Source organism: Streptomyces sp. NPDC055749 (genome assembly GCF_053617235.1).
On record NZ_JBSHFH010000008.1, the window covers coordinates 126122 to 148322 of the forward strand.

General features: G+C 68.6%; 19 protein-coding genes. 16 read left to right on the plus strand and 3 right to left on the minus strand.

The window, feature by feature from the left end:
* Positions 1 to 278 precede the first annotated feature (278 nt).
* The 9 genes from ACWGO0_RS08530 (at position 279) to ACWGO0_RS08570 (ending at position 9522) form a co-directional block, all read left to right on the plus strand.
* A complete protein-coding gene (locus ACWGO0_RS08530; protein ID WP_453530034.1) occupies positions 279 to 1034 on the plus strand; it encodes a DUF4118 domain-containing protein in 756 nt (251 codons plus the stop codon).
* Between the two features lie 220 nt (positions 1035 to 1254).
* Positions 1255 to 2313 (plus strand): VWA domain-containing protein, encoded by a 1059-nt coding sequence (locus ACWGO0_RS08535; protein ID WP_453530037.1) that lies wholly within the window; start codon positions 1255 to 1257, stop codon positions 2311 to 2313.
* Between the two features lie 423 nt (positions 2314 to 2736).
* Positions 2737 to 3957: a saccharopine dehydrogenase family protein gene (locus tag ACWGO0_RS08540; RefSeq protein ID WP_453530040.1), complete on the plus strand. Its 1221-nt coding sequence runs from the start codon at positions 2737 to 2739 to the stop codon at positions 3955 to 3957.
* A 138-nt stretch (positions 3958 to 4095) separates the two neighbouring features.
* A complete protein-coding gene (locus tag ACWGO0_RS08545; RefSeq protein WP_453530042.1) occupies positions 4096 to 5616 on the plus strand; it encodes an APC family permease in 1521 nt (506 codons plus the stop codon).
* A gap of 1 nt (position 5617) precedes the next feature.
* Complete coding sequence (locus tag ACWGO0_RS08550) at positions 5618 to 6034, plus strand: universal stress protein (protein WP_453530045.1); 417 nt, start codon at positions 5618 to 5620, stop codon at positions 6032 to 6034.
* Positions 6035 to 6097: 63 nt separating this feature from the next.
* A complete protein-coding gene (locus ACWGO0_RS08555) occupies positions 6098 to 6454 on the plus strand; it encodes a hypothetical protein (protein ID WP_453530048.1) in 357 nt (118 codons plus the stop codon).
* A 9-nt stretch (positions 6455 to 6463) separates the two neighbouring features.
* A complete protein-coding gene (locus tag ACWGO0_RS08560) occupies positions 6464 to 7420 on the plus strand; it encodes a GlxA family transcriptional regulator (protein WP_375991709.1) in 957 nt (318 codons plus the stop codon).
* Positions 7421 to 7532: 112 nt separating this feature from the next.
* On the plus strand, positions 7533 to 8531 hold the full coding sequence (gap, locus tag ACWGO0_RS08565) for a type I glyceraldehyde-3-phosphate dehydrogenase (RefSeq protein ID WP_453530052.1): 999 nt from the start codon (positions 7533 to 7535) through the stop codon (positions 8529 to 8531).
* A 460-nt stretch (positions 8532 to 8991) separates the two neighbouring features.
* Positions 8992 to 9522 (plus strand): hypothetical protein, encoded by a 531-nt coding sequence (locus tag ACWGO0_RS08570; RefSeq protein ID WP_453530055.1) that lies wholly within the window; start codon positions 8992 to 8994, stop codon positions 9520 to 9522.
* A gap of 161 nt (positions 9523 to 9683) precedes the next feature.
* Here ACWGO0_RS08570 and ACWGO0_RS08575 read toward each other — a convergent pair whose 3' ends face one another.
* Positions 9684 to 12122, minus strand: coding sequence for a beta-N-acetylglucosaminidase domain-containing protein (locus ACWGO0_RS08575; RefSeq protein WP_453530057.1), 2439 nt, complete (start codon positions 12120 to 12122; stop codon positions 9684 to 9686).
* 221 nt (positions 12123 to 12343) lie between these two features.
* Positions 12344 to 13480 carry a PQQ-dependent sugar dehydrogenase gene (locus ACWGO0_RS08580; RefSeq protein ID WP_453530060.1) on the minus strand — a complete coding sequence of 379 codons (1137 nt, stop codon included), beginning with the start codon at positions 13478 to 13480 and terminating at the stop codon, positions 12344 to 12346.
* Positions 13481 to 13711: 231 nt separating this feature from the next.
* Here ACWGO0_RS08580 and ACWGO0_RS08585 point away from each other — a divergent pair, with 231 nt between their 5' ends.
* The gene (locus tag ACWGO0_RS08585) at positions 13712 to 14422 is read left to right on the plus strand and encodes a hypothetical protein (RefSeq protein WP_453530063.1); all 711 of its coding nucleotides are present in this window, start codon (positions 13712 to 13714) and stop codon (positions 14420 to 14422) included.
* Positions 14423 to 14595: 173 nt separating this feature from the next.
* A complete protein-coding gene (locus tag ACWGO0_RS08590) occupies positions 14596 to 15429 on the plus strand; it encodes an SCO2400 family protein (protein WP_453530066.1) in 834 nt (277 codons plus the stop codon).
* Positions 15430 to 15459: 30 nt separating this feature from the next.
* Here ACWGO0_RS08590 and ACWGO0_RS08595 read toward each other — a convergent pair whose 3' ends face one another.
* The gene (locus ACWGO0_RS08595; RefSeq protein ID WP_453530069.1) at positions 15460 to 16605 is read right to left on the minus strand and encodes a LuxR C-terminal-related transcriptional regulator; all 1146 of its coding nucleotides are present in this window, start codon (positions 16603 to 16605) and stop codon (positions 15460 to 15462) included.
* 189 nt (positions 16606 to 16794) lie between these two features.
* Between ACWGO0_RS08595 and ACWGO0_RS08600 the strand changes: the two genes are divergently transcribed.
* The 5 genes from ACWGO0_RS08600 (at position 16795) to pstB (ending at position 22181) form a co-directional block, all read left to right on the plus strand.
* A complete protein-coding gene (locus ACWGO0_RS08600; protein ID WP_453530072.1) occupies positions 16795 to 18234 on the plus strand; it encodes an FAD/NAD(P)-binding protein in 1440 nt (479 codons plus the stop codon).
* 239 nt (positions 18235 to 18473) lie between these two features.
* Positions 18474 to 19406 (plus strand): PstS family phosphate ABC transporter substrate-binding protein, encoded by a 933-nt coding sequence (locus tag ACWGO0_RS08605; protein ID WP_453530075.1) that lies wholly within the window; start codon positions 18474 to 18476, stop codon positions 19404 to 19406.
* Complete coding sequence (gene pstC, locus ACWGO0_RS08610) at positions 19403 to 20353, plus strand: phosphate ABC transporter permease subunit PstC (protein ID WP_453530078.1); 951 nt, start codon at positions 19403 to 19405, stop codon at positions 20351 to 20353. The genes ACWGO0_RS08605 and pstC overlap by 4 nt, the downstream gene beginning before the upstream one ends.
* Entirely contained in the window at positions 20350 to 21261 is a 912-nt protein-coding gene (gene pstA, locus ACWGO0_RS08615; protein ID WP_453530081.1) for a phosphate ABC transporter permease PstA, read from the plus strand. The genes pstC and pstA overlap by 4 nt, the downstream gene beginning before the upstream one ends.
* 71 nt (positions 21262 to 21332) lie before the next feature.
* Complete coding sequence (pstB, locus tag ACWGO0_RS08620) at positions 21333 to 22181, plus strand: phosphate ABC transporter ATP-binding protein PstB (RefSeq protein WP_453530084.1); 849 nt, start codon at positions 21333 to 21335, stop codon at positions 22179 to 22181.
* Positions 22182 to 22201: the final 20 nt, after the last annotated feature.

Consider the following 22201-nt stretch of genomic DNA (forward strand, 5'->3'; position numbering starts at 1 on the left):
CGGCTGGTGCCGACCGTGATGCGGGACGGGGGGCCGCAGCGGGCTCGTTCGCCTCGGTGGGCGCGACTGGTCACAGGGGAATCCCGGCGTCCTCTTCACCCGACGTACGAGATCTGCGGACGACCGAACCGGGCAACCGGGTCACCATCCTCATCCTTCTGCTGTTGCCCGTCAGGGATCCGTCAAAGCCGCCTCCGGCCGGTGCCACCCACGCTGCACCGGGCGCAGGCTGGACGTGTCAGAGGGATGGTGGGGGACTGGATCCTGCGAGGTGGATCATGAAGCTTCCGCTTCGGGACGCAGTGGCCGTGGCAGCCGGAGCCCTGGCACCGTTCACGACGGCTCTTGTGCTGATGCCGCTGCGGACGTCCGTCACCCACACCAATCTCGCGCTGCTGCTCGTCGTCGTGGTCGTGGCCGTGTCGGCATTCGGCAACCGGTTCGCCGGCGCGCTCGCCGCACTGTCTGCCGCCGCATGGTTCGACTTCTTCCACACCGAGCCGTACCAAAGCTTCCACATCCAGGACCGGGCCGACATCGAGACCGCTGTCCTGCTCCTGGTTGTCGGCCTGATCGTGTCCCAGCTGGCCGCTCGCACCCGGACGCTGAAGCGGGTGGCGGTAACGGACGCCACGCATCTGGAGCGGCTGCACGGCACGACCCGCCTGGCCCGCGTCAGTACGTCTTCCGACGTCGTCGTCCGAGGGGTGCGGCGTGAACTGATCGACGTGCTCGAACTGCGGGAGTGCCGTTTCGAGTACGGCACGCTCATCGGGCGTCTGCCGCGACTGGACCCGGACGGGACGGTGAAGGTGGCCGGCTGGATCTGGGACCTGGAGCGACAGGGCTGGCCGGACGGCGAGATCGAACTGCGCGCCATCGTCCACGGGCGGTACCAGGGCCGCTTCCTACTGACACCCGAGCCCGGCTCCGTACCGCCGCCGCTTGAGGCGCGGTTGGTTGCCGCGGACCTGGCGGCTCAGGCGGCAGCCGCGCTGGACGACGGCGCGGTCAGTGCAGGCCTGAGATCGTGAAGACCGAGACGAATTGCGGCTGCATGGCGCGGACGCCAGAACGCCGGGGCCGTCCTCGTAGCGGCTGCCGGGCAGCGCCTTTGCGGGTCCGGCTCTCACCGCTGCTGCTCGCCCGGGGCCGCTGCGCGGCGGGCGGGTGATCGTCCGTCAAGCTCCGTTGTCAGTGCCTCCCCATAGTGTGGAGACATCACTTCGGGAGCCTCGGAGAAGGAGCAGAATCGTGTCCGCCAATAAGATCCAGCACAAGGTGAACCACGTCGCGCTGGTAGTGGACTGTTCGGGTTCCATGTACCAGCACCAGAGTCAACTCATCCGTGTTGTGGACGAGTTCGTAGCGGGCTTGAAAGCCGAGTCGGACAGCCTTGGTCATGAGACCCGGATAAGTCTCTATTCCTTCGACCACAAGGTGGAGAATCTGGTCTGGGACATGGACGTGAAGCATCTGCCGTCCATGCGGGGCCTGTACAAGGTCAACAATGGCGCTACGGCCCTCATCGAGGCTTCTTTGAAGTCCTTGGACGATCTGGGCCACATCTGGGAGGCGTACGGCGAGCACAGCTTCCTCCAGATCGTCGTGACGGACGGCGAGGAGAACGCCTCCGGCGGCGACAGACGGCACGACGGCGACATGGCCATCCTCGGCCCCTGGCTCGACAAGATCGCGGCGAAGATGGGTGCGCTTCCGGGCCACTGGACTTCCGCGATCCTCGTTCCGAACTCCCTGGCGAAGCGAACCGCCCAGAACTACGGCTTCCCGGCAGGGAACATCGCCATCTGGGACGCGGATTCCCAGGAGGGGGTCGAGGAGGCGATAGGTACCGTGCGCGCCGCCGCCACCAGCTTCCTCCGTGGCCGGGAGCAGGGTGTGCGCGGCACGAAGAACCTGTTCGCGGTTGGCCAGGACATATCGGTCGACGATGTGCGGGCGAATCTCGAACCGGTTCCGGCCGACAAATACCGACTCCTGAAGGTCGACACGGAGGTCGAGATTCGATCCTTCGTCGATTCGCATCCGGGCGTGACGTACGAACGCGGGTCGTGTTATTACCAGCTGGGTACCCGGGTTCAGGTTCAGCCCGACAAGGAAGTCATCGTGGTCGAGAAGGACACTGACCGCGCATACACGGGCGACGCGGCGCGCAACCTTCTGTTCGGCACGGGAATTCAGGGGACCGTATCTGTGAAGGCAGGCCGCAATCCCAAGTTGGAGGTTTACGTGCAGAGTCGTTCGGTGAACAGAAAGCTCAAGCCGAAGACGCGTCTGCTCATCATGCTCTGAAATTCACGACGGGGGAGGAAGAGGCCGAACGGCTGCTGGGCCTGGTGCCGCTACTGGAGTCAGGAGTTAGGAGTCGGCCCCTTGGGGCACTGCGGAGGCGCGCACGGCGGTGCTGAAGCAGCCGGCCAAGGGGACAGGCCCGCATTGTCGTCCTGTCACACCAGATGACACTGACAGTCGGGTACGACACGGACGGCGACGATGTGCTGAGCCGGATCACTGCCCACCGGTCCGTCACCGTCACCAGTTGCGGCACGTCCACCCGACCCGAAGGTTCTGCGGAACGGGGAGCCTCGGACCGGGGACATCGCCCGAACGGTTGCCCGCCGCCGGGCCGTCCGGCTGTTACCGTCCTCGCCCCACCGGACGGCACTGGCGCGTGCGCCCACTGCCGCAGCAGCAGGGCGAAGGAGTGGTGCACCCATGCGTGTCCTCTTGATCGGAGCGGGAGGCGTGGGCACGGCGATCACCAGGATCGCTGCCCGTCGGCAGTTCTTCGAGCACATGACGGTCGCCGACTACGACCTCGGGCGGGCGGAGGCCGCCGTCGAGGCTCTCGGGGAGCACGGGCACCGGTTCACCGCCGTCCGGCTGGACGCCTCGGACCCGGCGGCGGTACGCGCCGCTCTCGGCGAGCACCACTGCGACGTACTGCTCAACGCCACCGACCCCCGTTTCGTACTGCCCCTGTTCGAGGCGGCACTGGCGCACGGTGCGCACTATCTCGACATGGCGATGTCCCTGTCCCGCCCGCATCCGACCCGTCCGTACGAGGAGTGCGGAGTCAAGCTCGGGGACGCGCAGTTCGAACGGGCCGCCGAGTGGGAGGCGGCGGGCCGGCTCGCGCTGGTGGGTATGGGGGTGGAACCGGGCCTCTCGGACGTGTTCGCGCGGTACGCCTCCGATGAACTCTTCGACGAGATCGAGGAGATCGGCATCCGCGACGGCGCCGATCTCGTCGTGGATGGCTACGGGTTCGCCCCGTCCTTCAGCATCTGGACGACCATCGAGGAGTGCCTGAACCCGCCTGTCGTCTACGAGGAGGGGCAGGGCTGGTTCACCACCGCCCCCTTCAGCGAGCCGGAGGTCTTCGACTTCCCCGAAGGCATCGGGCCGGTGGAGTGCGTGAATGTCGAGCACGAGGAAGTGCTTCTGGTGCCTCGATGGCTGAAGGCCCGGCGGGTCACGTTCAAATACGGTCTCGGCGACGAGTTCATCGGGGTGCTCCAAACGCTCCACAAGCTGGGCCTCGACCGGACGGACCCCGTCCATGTGAACAGTGGGTCGGGCCGGGTCGCGGTCTCCCCCCGCGACGTCGTCGCCGCCTGTCTGCCCGACCCGGCCGGACTCGGCGACCGGATGCACGGGAAGACGTGTGCGGGCACCTGGGTGAAAGGCGTCAAGGACGGCAGGCCCAGAGAGGTCTACCTGTACCACGTGGTCGACAACCAGTGGTCCATGCGGGAGTACAGCTCCCAGGCCGTGGTGTGGCAGACCGCGATCAACCCCGTCATCGCCCTCGAACTCATGGCGTGTGGGACCTGGAGCGGCAGCGGAGTCCTTGGCCCCGAGGCAATGCCGCCCCGGCCCTTCCTCGATCTGCTGACGGAGTACGGCGCACCGTGGGGCATGCGCGAGCAGTGACCGGACCGCGCCCGGACGGCATCCGGGTGCCTCCGGCTGACATGCGCGCCCGAATGTGCCCAAATAGCATGGAGTGGATATATTCCGCTCGTTTCTTCAGGCCCATGACCGGAGCGAGCGTGATCGGAGCGAGGGAGCATGGCAGAGGCAGAGGACGACCTTCCGCGACCGGCACCACCCGCCCGACCGGCACCACAGGCGAGCTTGAAGCCGAACGCGATCGGCTTCCTCGACGCCCTCGTCATCGGATTGAACTCCACGTCCCCGGCCTACTCCGTGGCAGCCGTCATCGGCCCGATCGTGGCGCTCGTCGGCATCTACGCCCCCGGAGTGCTCTTCGCCGCCTTCGTACCGATGCTGCTGATCGCCTCGGCGTTCTACTACCTGAACAAGGTCGATCAGGACTGCGGCACGACGTTCTCGTGGGTGACCCGCGCGCTGGGCCCGTGGACAGGATGGCTCGGCGGCTGGGCCATCGCGATGACCGGGGTTCTGGTCGTGGGGTCGCTGGCGGACGTCGCCGTCAGCTTCGGCCTGCTGGCCGTCGGCCTCGACAGCTGGGCCGAGAACGCATTCGTCCGCCAGCTCCTCACTGTGCTCCTGATCCTGGTGATGACTGGCCTGTGCGTCATCGGGACGGAGCTTTCGGCCAAGGTGCAGAACGTTCTCATCCTGGCGCAGGTGGGCTTGCTCCTGACCTTCGTGATCGTGGCGCTCTACCGCGTGTACGCCGGTACGACGTCGTTCGACTCCATCAAACCCTCGGCCGAGTGGCTCAACCCCTTCGGGGCCGGCGGCGCGGCGCTCACGGGTGGGCTGCTGCTCGGCGTGTTCATCTACTGGGGCTGGGAGTCGGCCGTCAATCTCACCGAAGAGGTCGAGAACTCCGCCACCGCCCCCGGTAAGGCCGGGTTGTGGTCGACGGTCATCCTGCTGGTGACCTATCTGTCCATCGGCTTCGCGGTCGTCGCCTTCGCCGGAACGGCGTACCTGGCCGACAACGCCGACGAGGAGGAGTTCATCTTCGCCCTGCTCGCCGGTGAGGTCATGGGCGGCTGGGACTGGATCGTGCTGCTCGCGGTCTCGACGTCCGCGCTGGCCTCGACCCAGACCACCATCATCCCGGCGTCGCGCACGGCACTGTCGATGGCCCGCCGCCACGCGCTGCCGGAGCACTTCGCACGAATCCACCCGCGGTTCCGGACCCCCGACGTGAGTACGTGGTGGGTGGCCGGTATCGCCATCGCCTGGTACCTGGTCGTGAACCAGATCAGCGAGAACGCCCTCTTCGACTCGCTGACGGCACTCTCCTTGCTCATCGCCTTCTACTACGCGCTCACGGGTGTGGCCTGCGCGGTCTACTACCGCCGCCATCTGACCGAGAGCGTCCGCAACTTCGTCCTCATCGGCCTCGGCCCGCTGGTCGGCGCCGGGCTGCTCACCTGGCTGCTCGTGCGCTCGGTGATGGACATGTCGGACCCGGCGAACTCCTACAGCGGGACGTCGTGGTTCGGCCTCGGCCCCCCGCTCGTGATCGGCATCTGCATCAGCGTCGTGGGTGTGGTGCTCATGGTGGTGCGGCGACTGCGGTCGGCCGCCTTCTGGGCCGAGCGCCGGAGTGTGGTCGACCCCGACCTCGTACACGGCAAGGAGTCCTGAGATGTCGGTGGTCCTCGGTTACGACGAGTCACCCGGCGCCGCACGCGCCCTGCGCATCGCGGTCGAGGTGGCCAACGCGTTCGGTGAGCGGCTCGTCCTGGTCTACGGAGCGGCGCCCCCCGGCCCCTCCGGCGAGGAGTACAGGTCCCACTACGAGGCCATCCGCCAGGCCGGGCGTACGGGACTGGAGCACGCCGTCGCCGCGGCCGACGCGGCCGGCGTACCGGCCACCGTCGAGGTCATCGACAAGAATCCGGCACAGGCGCTGATCGACGCCGCCGCACGCCACGGAGCCAGGGTCATCGTGGTGGGCAGCTGGGGCGAGAGCCCGATACGCGGGGCGCTGCTCGGCTCGACCCCGCACAAGCTGCTGCACCTGTCGACGGTGCCGGTGCTCTGTGTGCCGACCGAGGACTGAGCTGCCCGGACGGCCCGCCGGTAGCGCTGAGCCTCCCGACACCCATGGGCGCATAGTCCGTCTATGGGAAATGGGCGGTCCAGGATCGGCTTCGACGCCGCAGCAGGCTCGAACCTGAAGCTCCTGGATCCCATCGTTGCTCATGCCGTACGGGAGACCGGCGCGTCCGTCGCCATGGTCTACCCGCTGCCGCCGGCCGGGACCACCCTGTGGCCGGCGCTGCTTGCAGGAGTGCCCGCTCCGTTCGCCACACCGTGGGCAAGGGTCACGGAGTCCGCTCCCATTCCGGTCGCCGACGCGGTGCGGGAGCGGCGGCTGGTATGGATCGGCAGCCAGCAGGAGAGGCCGACCTCCGGTTCGGGCAGCTCCACCTCGATGCCCGGTCTGCGCGGTGGGCGTATCGAAGTCACGCCCGCGTAACCTCTTCCTGTGTCAGCCTCCCGCCTGCATCGCGTCGCCGTCCTTGTGCTCGAGGGTGCGAAGCCTCTCGATGTCGGAATTCCCGCGCAGGTGTTCACGACCCGCGCGAGCATGCCGTACGAGGTGCGGGTGTGCGGGGCGGCACCCGGTCTCGTGGCCGGCGGCGATGGTCTCGCGTACTACGTCGCCCACGGCCTCGACGCGCTTGCGTGGGCCGACATCGTCTTCGTTCCCGGCTACCGGTTCCCGGACCGCGACGACCCGCCGCAGGCGGTCGTCGACGCGCTGATCGCCGCCCACGACCGGGGCGCGCGGCTCGCCGCCATCTCGACGGGCGCCTTCGCGCTCGCCGCCACGGGCCTGCTCGACGGCAGGCGCGCCACGACACACTGGCACTACACGCGGGCACTGGTGGCCAGGCATCCGCTCGTCCAGGTCGACGAGAACGTGCTGTTCGTCGACGAGGGCAGCGTGCTCACCTCCGCCGGCGCCGCCTCCGGCATCGACCTGTGCCTGCACATCCTGCGCGGCGACCTCGGAGTGGCCGCGTCCAACCATGCGGCCCGGCGTCTGGTTGCCGCCCCCTACCGCAGCGGCGGCCAGGCCCAGTACGTGCCGCGCAGCGTCCCCGAGCCGCTCGGCGAGCGGTTCGCCGCCACCCGCGAGTGGGCGCTGCACCGGCTCGGCGAGCCCCTCACCCTCGACACGCTGGCGCGGCAGGCCGAGGTCTCGCCGCGCACGTTCTCGCGGCGCTTCGTCGAGGAGACCGGCTACACGCCGATGCAGTGGGTGATGCGCGCCCGCATCGACCTGGCCCGCGAGCTGCTCGAGCGCTCGCAGCGCAGCGTGGAACAGATCGCCGCCGACGTCGGGCTCGGCACCGGCGCGAACCTGCGCCTGCACTTCCAGCGCATCCTCGGCACCACACCGAGCGAGTACCGGCGCACCTTCACCCGGGGCGAGTAACCCGCCCGGTACCCCTGACTGTGGCGGGATCCTTTTGAACCATGGCGATCCCGCCACTGTCAGCGGCGCGAGCCGCGGGCGAACCTGGTGGCGAACGAAAGGGACATCACTCATGACTCGCATTGCCATCAACGGATTCGGCCGCATCGGACGCAATGTGCTGCGCGCACTGCTGGAGCGCGACAGCACCCTTGAGATCGTCGCCGTCAACGACCTTACGGAGCCCGCCACTCTCGCCCGGCTGCTCGCCTACGACAGCACGGCCGGCCGGCTCGGGCGCCCGGTGACCGTCGACGGGAACGTCCTCGTCGTCGACGGCCGTCGGATCACGGTGCTGGCCGAGCGCGAACCGGCGCAGCTGCCGTGGGCCGAACTCGGCGTCGACATCGTCCTGGAAGCCACCGGTCGCTTCACCTCGGCCAAGGCCGCCCGCGCCCACCTCGACGCGGGCGCGAAGAAGGTACTCGTCAGCGCGCCGTCGGACGGCGCCGACGTCACGCTCGCGTTCGGGGTCAACACCGACGCCTACGACCCTGCCGTGCACACGATCGTCTCGAACGCCTCCTGCACCACCAACGCGCTCGCGCCGCTGGCCGTGGTCCTCGATGAACTCGCCGGTATCGAGCACGGGTTCATGACGACGGTGCACGCCTACACGCAGGAGCAGAACCTGCAGGACGGTCCGCACCGCGACGCCCGTCGTGCCCGGGCCGCCGGCGTCAACATCGTGCCGACCACGACCGGCGCCGCCAAGGCGATCGGCCTGGTGCTGCCGAACCTCGAGGGCAAGCTGTCGGGCGACTCGATCCGCGTACCGGTGCCGGTGGGCTCGATCGTCGAACTCAACACGACCGTCGCCCGCGATGTGACGCGCGACGACGTACTGGCGGCGTACCGCGCCGCGGCGGAAGGGCCGCTCGCCGGCGTACTCGAGTACTCGGACGACCCGCTCGTGTCGTCCGACATCACGGGCAATCCCGCCTCGGCGATCTTCGACTCGGCCCTGACCCGCGTCGACGGCCGCCACGTCAAGGTGGTCGCGTGGTACGACAACGAGTGGGGCTTCTCGAACCGCGTGATCGACACGCTGGAGCTCCTCGCCGCGCGCTGACCCAATGCCGGGTGGTGCCCCGCCTCCGGCGACCGCGCCGGCCGGAACTTCTCTTGGGCGCTCTGGTTGGCCGGTCGGGCCGGCCAGAGCGCCCAGTCGTGGAAGCAGGTCCGTCCGGCTTGCGGAGGGTGCGGAGCGGGAGGGCCACGGCCGGTCATGGCGCTCCAGCACGAGCTTCGCCCCTCGGCGGCCTATGGCCACCCCTGACAGTCCGCGCCGCCCCTCGAATCCGGCCGTTGTCGCCACGCCCCTGGCCCGTACTGCGGCTGCGCTGAGTCGCTGACCTGCACATTCGCGAACCCTTCCAGGCTGCCGTGCCGTTGGTGGCGTCGCCGGTGCCATAAATGGCTCACCGTGGTGCCATTCATGTGCCATGATGGCATCATCGATGGCGCGCTCCTTGGTCTCGCAAACCGAAGGGTGCGCGTTTCGCGGGGTGAGCGATTGAAGGGGTCAGATCATGGATGCAGCACAGAGTCGGCAGCAGGCGGCACCCGGCGCCTTCACCGCCTTCGCCCGCTTCGTGCTCTGCGGCGGCGGGGTGGGCCTCGCCTCCAGCTTCGCCGTGGTGGCCCTCGCGTCCTGGATTCCCTGGGTCCTGGCCAACGCCTTGATCACCCTGGTCTCCACGCTCCTCGCCACCGAGCTGCATGCCCGCTTCACCTTCGGCGCGGGCGGGCGCGCGACCTTGCGCCAGCACGCGCAGTCGGCCGGATCCGCAGTGGCCGCGTACTCAGTGACCTGCGTGGCGATGCTTGTTCTGCAGCAGTTGGTGGCAGCGCCCAGCGCGGCGCTCGAGCAGGTTGTCTACCTGTCGGCCTCCGCGCTCACGGGTGTCGCACGGTTCGCGGTGCTGCGCCTCGTCGTCTTCGCGCGGAACCGCTCGCAGGCCCCGGGTGCGGTCACCGTCCGCACCGCCCGTCCCGTACACGCGACCATGTCCGGCGCTTCGGCGCCGGCCGGCCCCGCGGCGCTCTGCCGTGCTGCCTGACGGTCGACAACATCGCCGCGCAGCTGAAGGCCACCGACGGTGTGACTTCGGCCGCTGGTTGGCCGACGGCACCCGGGCGGCACACGTGCGGGCCCAGGTCCTGCATCGGCGCCCGGCCTGCCCGAAGGGAGGCCGGACACGGTTCACAGGCTGAGTGTCAGTCACTCCTGCGCGCGGCCGAAGATCTCGACCTCGGCCATGTTGAGCTCCCCGGGCGTCTGGGTGGCAAGCCATACCCGCACGTAGCGGCCCTTGGCCGCGGTGTCGATGGTGGTCGGGCTTCCCGCCTGGTCGGCCTCGTGGTGGCTCCAGACTCCCGGCTTGCCGAGCTGGTCGGCCAGCGTCCCCGAGAAGGGCTGGTCGGACACCAGCACGTAGTAGTCCTTGAGCCGTCCCGAACAGCAGTCCGTCCGGTTGTAGATCTTGATCTGCTCCAGGTCCGCACTCGCCCCGAGATCCACCTGCCACCAGGGCTGCGCCTCCTTGCCGCTGGTGGCGGAGAAGTCGAAGCGGTCACCGTTGACGGACTTGTCGGCGGTGAACGGGAACGCCCCGCTCCAGTTGTAGTCGGAGATCTGCGTCGCTGTCCTGCCCTCGGCGAGCTCGCGCAGCGGAGGCAGCCCCATCGACTCGTCGTGCAGGTTCTGTACGCGGGTCACGAAGTCCGTGATGAACGGATCGCCGATCTTCACCTGGCCGAGCTGGTGGTGCTCCACCGGGTCGACCGTGATTTTCGATGCCTCATCGGCACGGGCATCCATCGCGTCGCGCTGTGCCGCGGACGTCGACGCGTCACCGGCCTGGATCGCGGCCAGCGTGGCGAGTCCGCGCTCCATCGACTGTCCCCACAGCTTCGTGGCGTCCAGCCAGCGGGATGCGTCGGACAGGAACAGCTTGTCGGGCACGCCCGCGCGGATCGTCTCCGGTGCCTTCGTGATCGCAGCCACAGTCGGCCGGAACTCGCGGATGGCCTGCGCTTCATCGGTCCCGTAGCCGTCCCAGAAGCGGTCCAGCTCGGCGCTGAACACAGGCGCCTGGGGCTGCCACGGCTCTGATCCGAAGGTCGGCGCCGCGTGGTTCAGGTCGACGAACGTCTGCACCGCGTCCGCCGTACGACGGTCTCCGCCGGCCAGGTAGAGCGCGGCCTGCCGGCCGGAGCGGGTCCGGTCATAGCCTCGGTCGTTCCACGAGAAGTCCGACATCGTGAACACGGCGAGCTTGCTGGCCGCCTCCTGGTTCATCGGGTTGGAGACGATCCCGCTCAGGTGGTCGGAGAGTCCGCTCTCGCGCTTGTCGTAGGGCGCAAGCAACAGCCGCCCCGCTGTCCGGCCGAAGTCGTTGACCGGGTAGTTGTCCCAGACGAAGACCTTCCGTCCGAACAGCTCGGCAGCCTCGGACGCCTGAGCGTTGGTGATCTCCTGCGGCACCACGTCCGTCCCGGTCCACATCACCTGGACCGCCGGGTCGAGGGTGGACCGGATCGTCTGCTTGTACGCCGTGTCGGTCAGGTCGCCGTACTCCGTGGGCACCATCTGCAGCGGGTTCGCCCCGTCGCGCTCGGCGATGAAACCACGCTGGACCTCGTTCAGCAGACCGACCTGCGCGGTGGCTGCCGGACCTCGGCCCGGTGCCCCGAACTTCGCCTGGTCGCCGTCGCAGTTCCAGCGGGTGTAGCTGATGTCGTCCAGGGGAACGGAGAAGGACCGCACGCCCACGTCGTACATCGCCTGCAGCTTCGCCGTCAGAGCCTTCGTGTCCTCCGGGTCGGAGTAACAGACGGAGGCGCCGGGCGAGACGGCGAACGTGAAGCGCACATGGTTCGCTGTCGCGCGCTCGACCAGTGCACGCAACTCTGCGAGCTTGTCCGCCGGGTAGGGCTCGCGCCACTTCTCGCGGTGGTACGGGTCGTCCTTCGGGGCGTAGACATAGGTGTTGGACTTCACGTCACCGAGGAAGTCCATCTGGTCCAGGCGCTCGGCATTGGTCCACGGAGGTCCGTAGAAGCCCTCGATGCTGCCGCGCAACGGCATCGAGGGGTAGTCGGAGATGCCGGCTCCGGCGATCCGGCCTTCGTCGTCCTCATCGGTGGCGACGAACAGCTGACGCAGTGTCTGAACGGCGTAGTACTGGCCGGTTCCATCGGTGCCGCCCAGGGCCACCGTGGGCAGGCCCCCGGCGCTCCGGCCGACACGCAGCGCGTAGCCCTCGCCGTGGTCGGGGATCGCGGTGCCCGCAAGGGCCTTGCCCAGGTCGGGACGGGTGGCGGGACCGAGCAGGAAGGTCAGCGGGGACCGGCCCGACGCGCGGTCGCGTACGTCGATCCGCTCGACGCCGTGCGCGCGCAGGGTGGCGAGGAGCAGTGTGCGCGCGGCGTCGTCGGTGCCGTCACCGACGACGACCTCCGCCCTGCCGGTCAGCTTCACGCCTTCGCTCACACGGGTCATGTGCTGCGGTGTCGGAGACACCGTCGGGAGGGATTGGGCGGCTGTCGGACCGGATTGACGGTCGACGGGTGCCGCGGGCGCGCCGAAAGCTTGGGGTGTTGTGGATATCGCTGTGATCGTCAGCAGGGTAGCGAGGGCTCTCACAAGTCGGGACATGCGTCCTCCGGGGGCGACGAGCGGTTGCGCTTACTTGTTCGGTTGCCCGCATCTTCAGTCAGATGCGAGCAACCAAACGAACACCGAGTGGAGTAGACCACCGTGTGAACCTCTGTGGCTACCCTCGTTCAGTGGTTCTGTTCGCCTGCGCCCTGCTCGCCGTCGGGGCTTCGCCGCCGTGGCGACGGCCGGTTTCACCCTGACCGCCGCGACAGCCGTCGTTACGCCGGGTCGATGCGGGAGATGCTGCCGCCTATGCCGAGCACGTACAGCTCGCCATCGCAGTCCTGCACGAACGAGACGGTCTCGCCGCCGTTGACTCCGAGGTCGCTCACGCCGGTCACCTTGCCGTTGTGCATCTCCAGAGCGCGGACGGTGCCGTCGCAGTAGTCGCTGAACACGTACTGACCCTTGAGGTTCGGGATCGCGTTGCCTCGATAGACGTATCCGCCGATCACCGAGCAGCCCAGCCCGTTGCGGTCGTACTCGTGGATCGGTGGCACGTGGTTCGCGGGCTCCGTGCCGCCCCGGAAGGGATGGGTTCCCTCCATCTGGGACCAGCCGTAGTTCTCACCGCCCTTGCTGCGGGCCGGGGCCCAGTCGATTTCCTCCCAGTCGCTCTGGCCGACGTCACCGATCAGCAGGTCGCCCGTGCCCGCGTCGAAGGAGAACCGCCACGGGTTGCGGAGCCCGTACGCCCAGATCTCGTCCCTGGCGTTCGGGTCGTTGACGAACGGGTTGTCCGACGGGATTGCGTACGGCTTGCCGCCTCTCGGGTCGATGCGCACAAGCTTGCCGAGCAGCGTGTCGAGGTTCTGCCCGTTGCCGTGCGGATCGCCGCCCGCGCCGCCGTCGCCGAACGCGATGTAGAGGTAGCCGTCGGGGCCGAACTTGATGTCGCCGCCGTTGTGGTTCGAGTACGGCTGCGTCTGGGTGAGGACGGTGCGGCGGGTGTTCGGCTGGATCTTGCCGCCCCGCATGGCGAACTCGTCCACGGTGCTGGTGCCTTCGAGGTTCGTGTACGAGATGTAGAAGTGCGCGAACCTCTTGTCGAACGCGACGCCCAGCAGGCCGCGTTCGCCGTCGGTGGTGGTCTCGCCGGATATGTCGAGGACGGGCCTGCCGAGCCCCTTGTCGCCCAGAACCCTTACGGTGCCAGCGCGTTCGGCTATCCAGACCGTGCCACCGGGACCGGCGGTGCCGGCCGATGGATTCTGGGCCGTGGCGACTTTCTTGAGCGCGACCTTCGCCGTCGCACGTGGGGCTGCGGGCTCGTCGGCGGACGCCGTGGTCAAGGCGAGGGAGGCGACGAGACAGATGGCGCCGATGATCGCCGAGCTTCTGGTGCGAACTTTCACCGTGACCTCCTAGAGGCGGCGAACGGCGAGGTCACCCGTTTGCTCGAGGTGGAGTCAGGTGGGTGTTGCCCGCGCCAGCACGCAACCTGGGTGGGGGGAGAGTGTGCTATTGGCCACGGGTGAGGATACTGGGACAGGGGTCGTTGGTATAGACCAAGGGTGCGTTCATCTGCCTTCGTACCACTGCCCGTTGGTGCGGGTGGATGGTGCCCGGGGTGCGAGGATGCAGTTGTGCTGGATGCGATCGACGCTGTCGACTGGGCTGCCGTACCTGGCCATAGCGACTGGTACGAGCCAGATCGCGTCGCCACCGGTCTGCGTGCCCTGGCCAGCGCGACGAACCTGGTTCAGGCAGCCGCGGCCGGCTCGCTTCTGGGCTGTGGCGGAATCGTTCATGATCACAGCGGAGCGGTGTTCCCGGCGGCTGCCGTGGCGACCCCGTTTCTGCTGGACATTGCGCAACAGGGGCACCCCGCGGCGCGGGACGCGGCACTGGGGCTGCTCGATGAAGCCCTGTCGTTCTCTCCTCAAGCCGGGTACGCACGGGTGGCGACGTCCCATGGCCGGGCCGTTCCGGTCTGCTGCGCCATCGCCCACCATCTGCGATCCCGGGCCGACTTCCTTGCCGGGCAGGGCCGGGAGGGTAGGAACCTGCTCGCCGACGCGGCTGAGCACTGGCGTTTCGAGATCCGGGAGTGCGTTGCCGACGGCGACAGCACAGCGGCTTTCGGGATTCTGGCGGGCCACCTTCCGGGCGGTGTCGTGCACGCGGCGGAACTTCACGTCGCCGGTTCAGTCATCGGACTGGAGGAGGTTGCCATCGAGTACCCGTCGGCGGCGGGCAGCTCTGAAGCGTGTCTGCGGGTCATCGGCCGGCGTGCGTACGAACTGCCGCAAGGTGCGACGCTGTTCCCTGCCGAATGCGGTAAGTGCGTGCATTGAGCAGGTTCTGTGCCCAGGCGCCGCCGCCCGCGGATCTGTGCAGCAGCTTCACAAGGGCTGCGCATGGCCTTCGACGCGTGCCGTTAGCGTTACGTTCCGCTCGATCCCGCGTTCGAACGTGAAAATACGACGCCGGCGTCCCTGGCGGCGCAGCCAGCACAGAAAGATCGCAGATGGACTACTGCTCCTTTTGCCGCCGGAATCTCAATGGGGTTTTCGTGTGTCCGGGGTGCGGCGCATACGCTCCGGACATAGCCCCGCCTGCCCAGCACCTCCACAGTGAGGTCGCCACGACGGCAACGACGCAGGAGACATGGCGCGCGGAGGAGGTCCCCGTGCCGGGATCCGACGTCGACATCCTTCGCTTCGAACCCGCGCCGAGCAGCAGTACGTCCAGGGGCGTTCCCGAAAGCGCCGACCCCGCCATGCAGGGCCGGGCGGCTCGGCGGCGGCAGCTGGCGCGCTGGAAGAAGAACCGGCGCCGGGCCTTGGCCGCAACGGCTGTTGCCCTGGTCGGTGGCGGTCTGACCATTGCCGCGATGCCGACCACCAGGCCCTCCACCAGCCAGACACACGCGGGCGCACCACCGGAGAGGCTGACCGAGGTCACGCCGCGGGCGGCCACGGCCGACACGTCGTCGGAGCAGCCGGACACCGTGGTTCCGCGGCAGTCCGACACGCGTACGTCCGCAGCGGAAAACCGGCCGCAGAACCCCGCCGACGCCACGCCTCCCGCCCGGACGGCGAACCGGCAGCCGCAGTCCGCCGCCACGACCCAGCCCTCCTCGCCCTCGCGCGCGGCGACGCACTCCGCCCCCGAGCCGGCCGAGGAGACGTACGCCGACGACTCCAAGGCTCCGGCCCCGGCACCCGAGACGGCCGCACCCGCCTCCACCGAACGTCCCGCCGAGGACACTTCGGCTGTGAACCCGCCGCCGCCCCCCGCGACATCACCGGCCGATTCGGCACCGAAGGAAGTGTGCGTCCTCATTCTCTGCATCGGCTGAACCGACTGAAGCGAATGAGGTCGGCCGGCCTCACCGGACCACTTGCCCGGTGAACCGGGCCGTCCTTGGGGCCGCAGGCCGGTAGTGCTCGGCGAACAGCCGCGCGACGAGTTCGCCTCGGCTGGAGACCTCCGCCTTGCCGAAGACGGCCTTGACATGGTCGCGCACGGTGTGTGGGGAGATGAACAGCGCCGCGGCGATCTCGGTCGTGGGCAGCCCGCGCGTGATGAGCTGAGTGATCTCCAGCTCGCGCGGGGTGAGGCCGTACGCCTCGGCGATGAGGACCGCCCGGTCGGCCGCGGCCGACGGCTCGATGACGAGCGCCACCGGACCGGGTCGACCTGCGGGTCCGCTGAGGCAGGACGCGTGGCAGGTCAACCAGCGGCCGTCAACGGTTCGGATACGCACCCTCGCGCGGCCCGCCCGGTCGCGGCCCCGGGCGATCGCCCGGGCCTGCAGCGCGGTGGCAACCACCCAGATCGGTAGCCGAAGCCCCAACTGCGACGGGATGGAGGGGCCTTGAGGGAGCTGCGAGAGATGGTGCCGCGCCTCCTCGTTGATCGACGTCGGCTCGCCGGAGGGATCGAAGAGCACCAGTCCGGGCGCGGGTGCGTCGGTTCCGCCGACGGACGCGGACGGGCGGGCGAACCTGCGTAACCGCGAGGCCAGCGGACCGGACAGACCGGCGAGCAGTGTGGTCTCGGCCGCGCCGAACGCGGCGCCACCGCGCATACGGAACAGGCTCACCACGGCCCAAGGCCGGTCGCCGACCCGCAGTACGGCCCGTAGCTCGTCGTCCACGCCCTGGCTCCCGAGCAGCCGGCGGAAGCGTGCGCTGCGTGCGGGCAGGCCGCCGGTGGCCGCGCGCAGACCGGCCGCCGGGACGGTGGCGCGGGCAAGGTCCCGAAACGGGAGGACGTTCTCCTCCAGGAGTTCGCTTTCCCAGTACGCGGCGCAGCCTTCGCCGGAGCCGAGGTTCTCCACCAGCATGGGCGCCGTGACGATGCCGGTCTCCGGGTCGGTGGCCGCCCACACGGCCGAGTCGAACGGCATGAACCGTCGCAGCTCGGCGGACGTCCGGCTGAAGAGCTCGCGTGCGTCGGCGGCCCGCTCCGCGCCCGACAGCACCTTGGTGTGACCTGACAGCACCTCGGCGTGGCGGCGCGCATCGGACATGGAGATATCCCTCCCGTGGACTGGATGCAGGCCAGCCTGCCCGCCCTGCTGCCCTTCGCCAACCCCCCGTTCGAGGGGGGCATTCCCGGCAGGTCACCGCTCGCGGGGGATGGGGCTCGGCACCGCCGGAGGCGAGGCTCGACGAGGCCGCGGCTCCTTCGGCGGCGGCCCGGACGTGAAGGGACGTACATGGACATCGCAATCGTCGGAGCGGGCGCTGCAGCCGTCGGCCTGCTGGACACGCTGGCGGCCACCGCCGACAGCCCAGGGACCATCACCGTGTTCGAACCGTCCCCGCATCTTTGGCGAGGCCGCCCTTACGGCCCCGACCTGGACACGGTGCTGGTCAACGCGCCACCCGCCATCATGTCGATCCGCCACCTGGACTTCGGGCACTACGCGGCCTGGCTCGGCACGCGAGGCACCGCCCACATCGACGAACGGCTGGGACAGCCGCTGGTTCCGCGCGCCCTGTACGGCGAGTACCTGGCGCACACCGCCGAGACGGCGTCGGCCGCCCTGCGCGAAGACGGCTGGAAGGTACGCATCGTCCCCGCCCGCGTCACCGAGGTGGCCCGGTCCGGAGCCACCTGGTCGCTCCGTACCGAGAACGGACACGGACACGAGGCCGGCCACGTTGCCCTGTGTGTGGGCGGGGGGACGCCGCAAGACCACTACGGTCTCGCCGGCGCCCCCGGTTTCGTGGACGATCCGTACCCGCTGGCTCGCACCCTCGACCGGGTCCCGCCCGGCAGCAGCATCGCGGTCATCGGGAGCGGCCTGACCGCCGTCGACATCGTCGTATCGCTCGCCGCGCGCGGGCACACCGGCCCGATCACGCTGCTGTCCCGCAGCGGTGTGCTCCCGCACGTCGGGCAGCGCCCGGTCGGCCACCGGCCGCAGCACGTGACCGCCGAGCGGGTGGCGGCGCTGCACCGGCGGCACGGGGTCGTCACCCTTCAGGACCTCAGCGGGCTCATGCGCGCCGAACTGGCGGAGAAGGGCGAGGACTTCGAAGCCTTGATGGCCGATCTGGCGGCGTCCGGGGCCGAGGATCCGGTACGGCGCCTGCGGGCGCAACTGGCCGCTGTCGAGGACTTCCGGATCGGCCGCCGGGTCCTTCAGGAGACAGCGCACAGCGTCGGCCCGTACGCCTGGCGGTGGCTGCCCGAGCCCGACCGGCTGCGCCTGGTGCGTCACTTCCGTACGGCTACGAGCGTGGCCTCACCGATGGTTCCGGTGAACGCCGCCACCATGATGCGGGAGTTGGACTCCGGGCAAGTCACTCTTTCCGCGGGCGTCCGCAGGATCGAGGTCGCGGACGGCGTGTTCCGGGTGCACGCCGACGACGGCGAGCGCACCTTCGACGTCGTCGTCAACGCGGTGAATCCACCGCCGCGGGCGATCCCTCGGGCGGCCGGTCAGCTGGTAGCGGCCCTGCTGGCCGACGGCTCGGCCGAACTGCACCCGGCCGGTGGGCTCGTACCGGCCGATCCGCGTCTCCACGTGGTGGGAGACCTCGCCGGGGGCGGTTCGTTCATTACGTCGAGCATCGCGGGCATAGCGGCGCAAGCGGCGAGGGCCGCGCAGGCGATCGTCGCCACGCAGCCGGCGGCACGGGTTGTCTGATCACGAGTTGGTGTGGTTCGTGTGGTCTCTTCGTGATCCAAGTATGGAGATGGGCGGCTGCCGTTCATCCCGGAAGGGGTGTCCGTACACCGGGATCTCGCATGGACGGCCTTCGATCGAAGTCTCCGAACTGGGCGCACAGCGCACCGGATCCAGACCGCCGGGTAAACCGGCAGACACGAGGGTCGACAGTCGTGAACATTGCCACTTCGTTGCGCCGGACCAAGACTCCGTTGGCCTTGACGGCAGTTGTCCTGCTGGCCGTGAGCGCGTGCGGCGGTGCCGAGGCGGGCTCCGGCGGTGGGGACGGCGACAAGTTGGCCGGGACGGTGAAGGTCGACGGATCCAGCACGGTGGCTCCGCTCTCCACCGCTGCGGCGCAGCTGTTCCAGGACAAGAACTCGGGCGTCAAGGTCACGGTCGGTACGTCCGGCACGGGCGGCGGCTTCGAGAAGTTCTGTGCGGGCGAGACCGACATCTCCAACGCTTCACGTCCGATCAAGGACGAGGAGAAGGCGGCCTGCGAGAAGAAGGGCATCAAGTACGAGGAGTTCACGGTCGCCAACGACGGTCTGTCCGTCGTGGTGAGCAAGGACAACGACTTCGCGGACTGCCTGACCGTCGAGCAGCTGAAGAAGGTCTGGGAGCCCGGCTCCAAGGTGAACAACTGGAAGCAGATCGACCCGAAGTTCCCGGACGTCAAGCTCGAACTGTTCGGGGCGGGAACCGACTCGGGTACTTTCGACTACTTCACCGATGCGATCAATGGTGAGGAAGGCGCCTCGCGCACCGACTACAACCCGAGCGAGGACGACAACGTCACCGTCCAGGGTGTGTCGGGCTCCAAGGGCGGAATGGGCTACTTCGGACTCTCGTACTACGAGGAGAACAAGGACAAGCTGAAGGTCCTGAAGATCGACGGTGGCAGCGGCTGTGTCGAGCCCACGCAGACCACCGTGCAGGACGCCAGCTACAAGCCGCTGTCCCGGCCGCTGTTCATCTACCCGAAGGCTTCCTCGCTGGAGAAGAAGGAAGTCGAGGCGTTCGTCGAGTACTACGTCGAGAACAGCGCCGACATAGCCGAGAAGGCTCAGTTCGTGCCGCTGAACCCGACGCAGGAAGCGGAACTGAAGAAGGCACTCGAGCAGCTGAAGGCCGCGCACACCGCATGAGTTCCTCCTTCACCGGACGGCAGGCCGCTTCAGGAAGCCCCGGCTTCCTGAAGCGGTCCAAGCCGCGTTACGGCGAGAAGGCCATCAAGGTCCTCCTGGTGGCCGCCTCGCTGGTCTCGGTGCTGACCACGATCGGCATCGTCGTCGCCCTGATCCCACCCGCCGCCGAGTTCTTCGGCGAGGTGAGCATCGGCGAGTTCCTCACCGGCACCAACTGGGCGCCCCTCTTCGAGCCGCCGCACTTCGGCGTACTGCCGCTCATCGGCGGCACCCTGATGGTCACTCTCATCGCGCTGCTCGTGGCGGTACCCCTCGGCCTCGGTGCGGCGGTGTATCTGAGCGAGTACGCGAACCGTCGCGTACGGACCGTCTTCAAACCGCTGCTGGAAGTGCTCGCGGGCATCCCCACCGTCGTCTACGGCTTCTTCGCGCTGAAGGCCATCACGCCGCTGCTCCAGCAGATCTGGCCGGCAGGCGACGGACCGCAGATCTTCAACGCACTCGCCGCCGGCTTCGTCATGGGCATCATGATCATCCCCACGATCGCCTCGTTGGCTGAGGACTCCATGAACGCCGTGCCCCGCGCCCTGCGCGACGGCGCGTTCGCCCTGGGCTCCTCCCGCATGCAGGTCTCGACCCGTGTGGTGTTCCCCGCCGCGCTGTCCGGCATCGTCGCCGCCGTCGTGCTCGGCATCTCCCGTGCGCTGGGCGAGACGATGATCGTCGCCATCGCCGCAGGCGGGCGGCCGAACCTGTCCTTCAACCCCCTTGAGGGCATGCAGACGATGACCGCGTTCATCGCCGCGGCGGGCATCGGCGACCTGCCCACGGGCTCGACCGGCTACCAGACGATCTTCGCGGTGGGCTCCCTGCTGTTCGTGCTGACCCTGCTGATGAACCTGCTCAGCATCCGTCTGGTGCGCAAGTACCGCGAGGTGTACGAATGACCGACGTCATCGACCGCGACACGGCGGTCCCGGAGGCGCATCGCGCGCCCCGGCTGAAGGGCCGTGGCACACCGCTGCGCGAACGCTTCTTCCAGCTGAGCCTGTGGGCCTCGCTCGCCATCGCCGTCGTCTTCCTCGTCTCGCTCCTCGGGTACGTGCTCGCAGAGGGCTGGCCCCGTCTGGACCCGCGGCTCTGGTCGAACTTCCCGGACGTCATCACGCCGGAGAACGGCGGAGCCCAGTCGGCGATCATGGGCACGCTCTGGGTCATCGCCTTCACCGCCGTGTACTGCCTGCCGACGGGCATTCTCACCGCGATCTACCTGGAGGAGTACGCCGATTCGAACCGGTGGTGGAACAAGGCCATCGAGATCAACATCCAGAACCTGGCCGCCGTGCCATCGATCGTCTACGGCATCCTCGGCCTGGGAGTCATCTCCCGCGGCCTGGGCTTCGGCCAGACCGTCCTGACAGCGTCGCTGACACTGTCGCTGCTGGTCCTGCCCGTCGTGATCATCTCCTCCCGCGAGGCGATCCGCGCCGTACCGCAGTCCATCCGTCAGGCTTCCCTGGCCCTGGGCGCGACGCAGTGGCAGACCATTCGGCGACAGGTCCTGCCCGCGGCCGTGCCCGGCATGGCGACCGGTTCGATCCTGGCCCTGTCGCGCGCGATCGGTGAGGCCGCACCGCTCCTGCTGCTCGGCGGCCTGACGTACATCTCGTTCAACCCCACAGGTGTGCAGAGCCAGTTCACGGTTCTGCCGATCCAGATCTTCAACTGGATCAGCCAGTCCAGGGCCGAGTTCGTCTCGCTCGCATCCGCCGCGATCGTCGTCCTCCTGGTGATCCTGCTGGCGATGAACTCCCTCGCCATCTGGCTCCGCAACCGCTTCTCCCGTACCTGGTGACCGCTGTGAGCTCCACGACTTCCGGGACCGGCCGGCTCGAACCTTCCGCAGACTCTCCGCAGGAGACCGCCATGACCCCTCCCTCCGATGCCACCGGTGGCACCCGGACCCCCCAGGTCGCCTTCCGCGAGGCCCCTTCTCTGGCCAGTCCGGTCTTCGAGGTGGGCGGCCTGTCGGTCTTCTACGGCGACCACGAAGCCGTACGCGACGTGAACATGGATGTCGGCCACCGTCAGATCACGGCCATGATCGGACCGTCCGGCTGTGGCAAGTCCACCGTCCTGCGCTGCTTCAACCGCATGAACGACCTGGTCCCCGGCGCACGCGTGGCAGGCAAGGTCCGGTACCACAACGAGGATCTGTACGGCCGTGAGGTGGATCCGATCGAGGTCCGCCGTCGTATCGGCATGGTCTTCCAGAAGCCGAACCCGTTCCCCAAGTCGATCTACGACAACATCGCGTACGGGCCCCGGGTCGGCGGCTTCAAGGGAAACCTGGACGACCTCGTCGAGGAGACGCTCACCCACGCGGCCCTGTGGGACGAGGTCAAGGGCAAGCTCAAGACCTCCGCGCTCGCCCTCTCCGGCGGTCAGCAGCAGCGGCTGTGCATCGCGCGCACGATCGCCGTGAAGCCGGAGGTGATCCTCATGGACGAACCGTGCTCGGCCCTGGACCCGATCGCCACGGCCAAGATCGAGGACCTCATGGAGCATCTCGCCGAGGAGTTCACGATCATCGTCGTCACACACAACATGCAGCAGGCGGCGCGCGTTTCGCACCGAACGGCCTTCTTCACGGCGGACGTCGACGACAAGGACGTACGCCACGGCCGACTCGTCGAGTACGACGAGACCGCCCGGCTCTTCTCCAACCCCTCCGACCAGCGCACCGAGGACTACATCTCCGGTCGCTTCGGCTGAGTCCACCGTCCGGCGGTCCG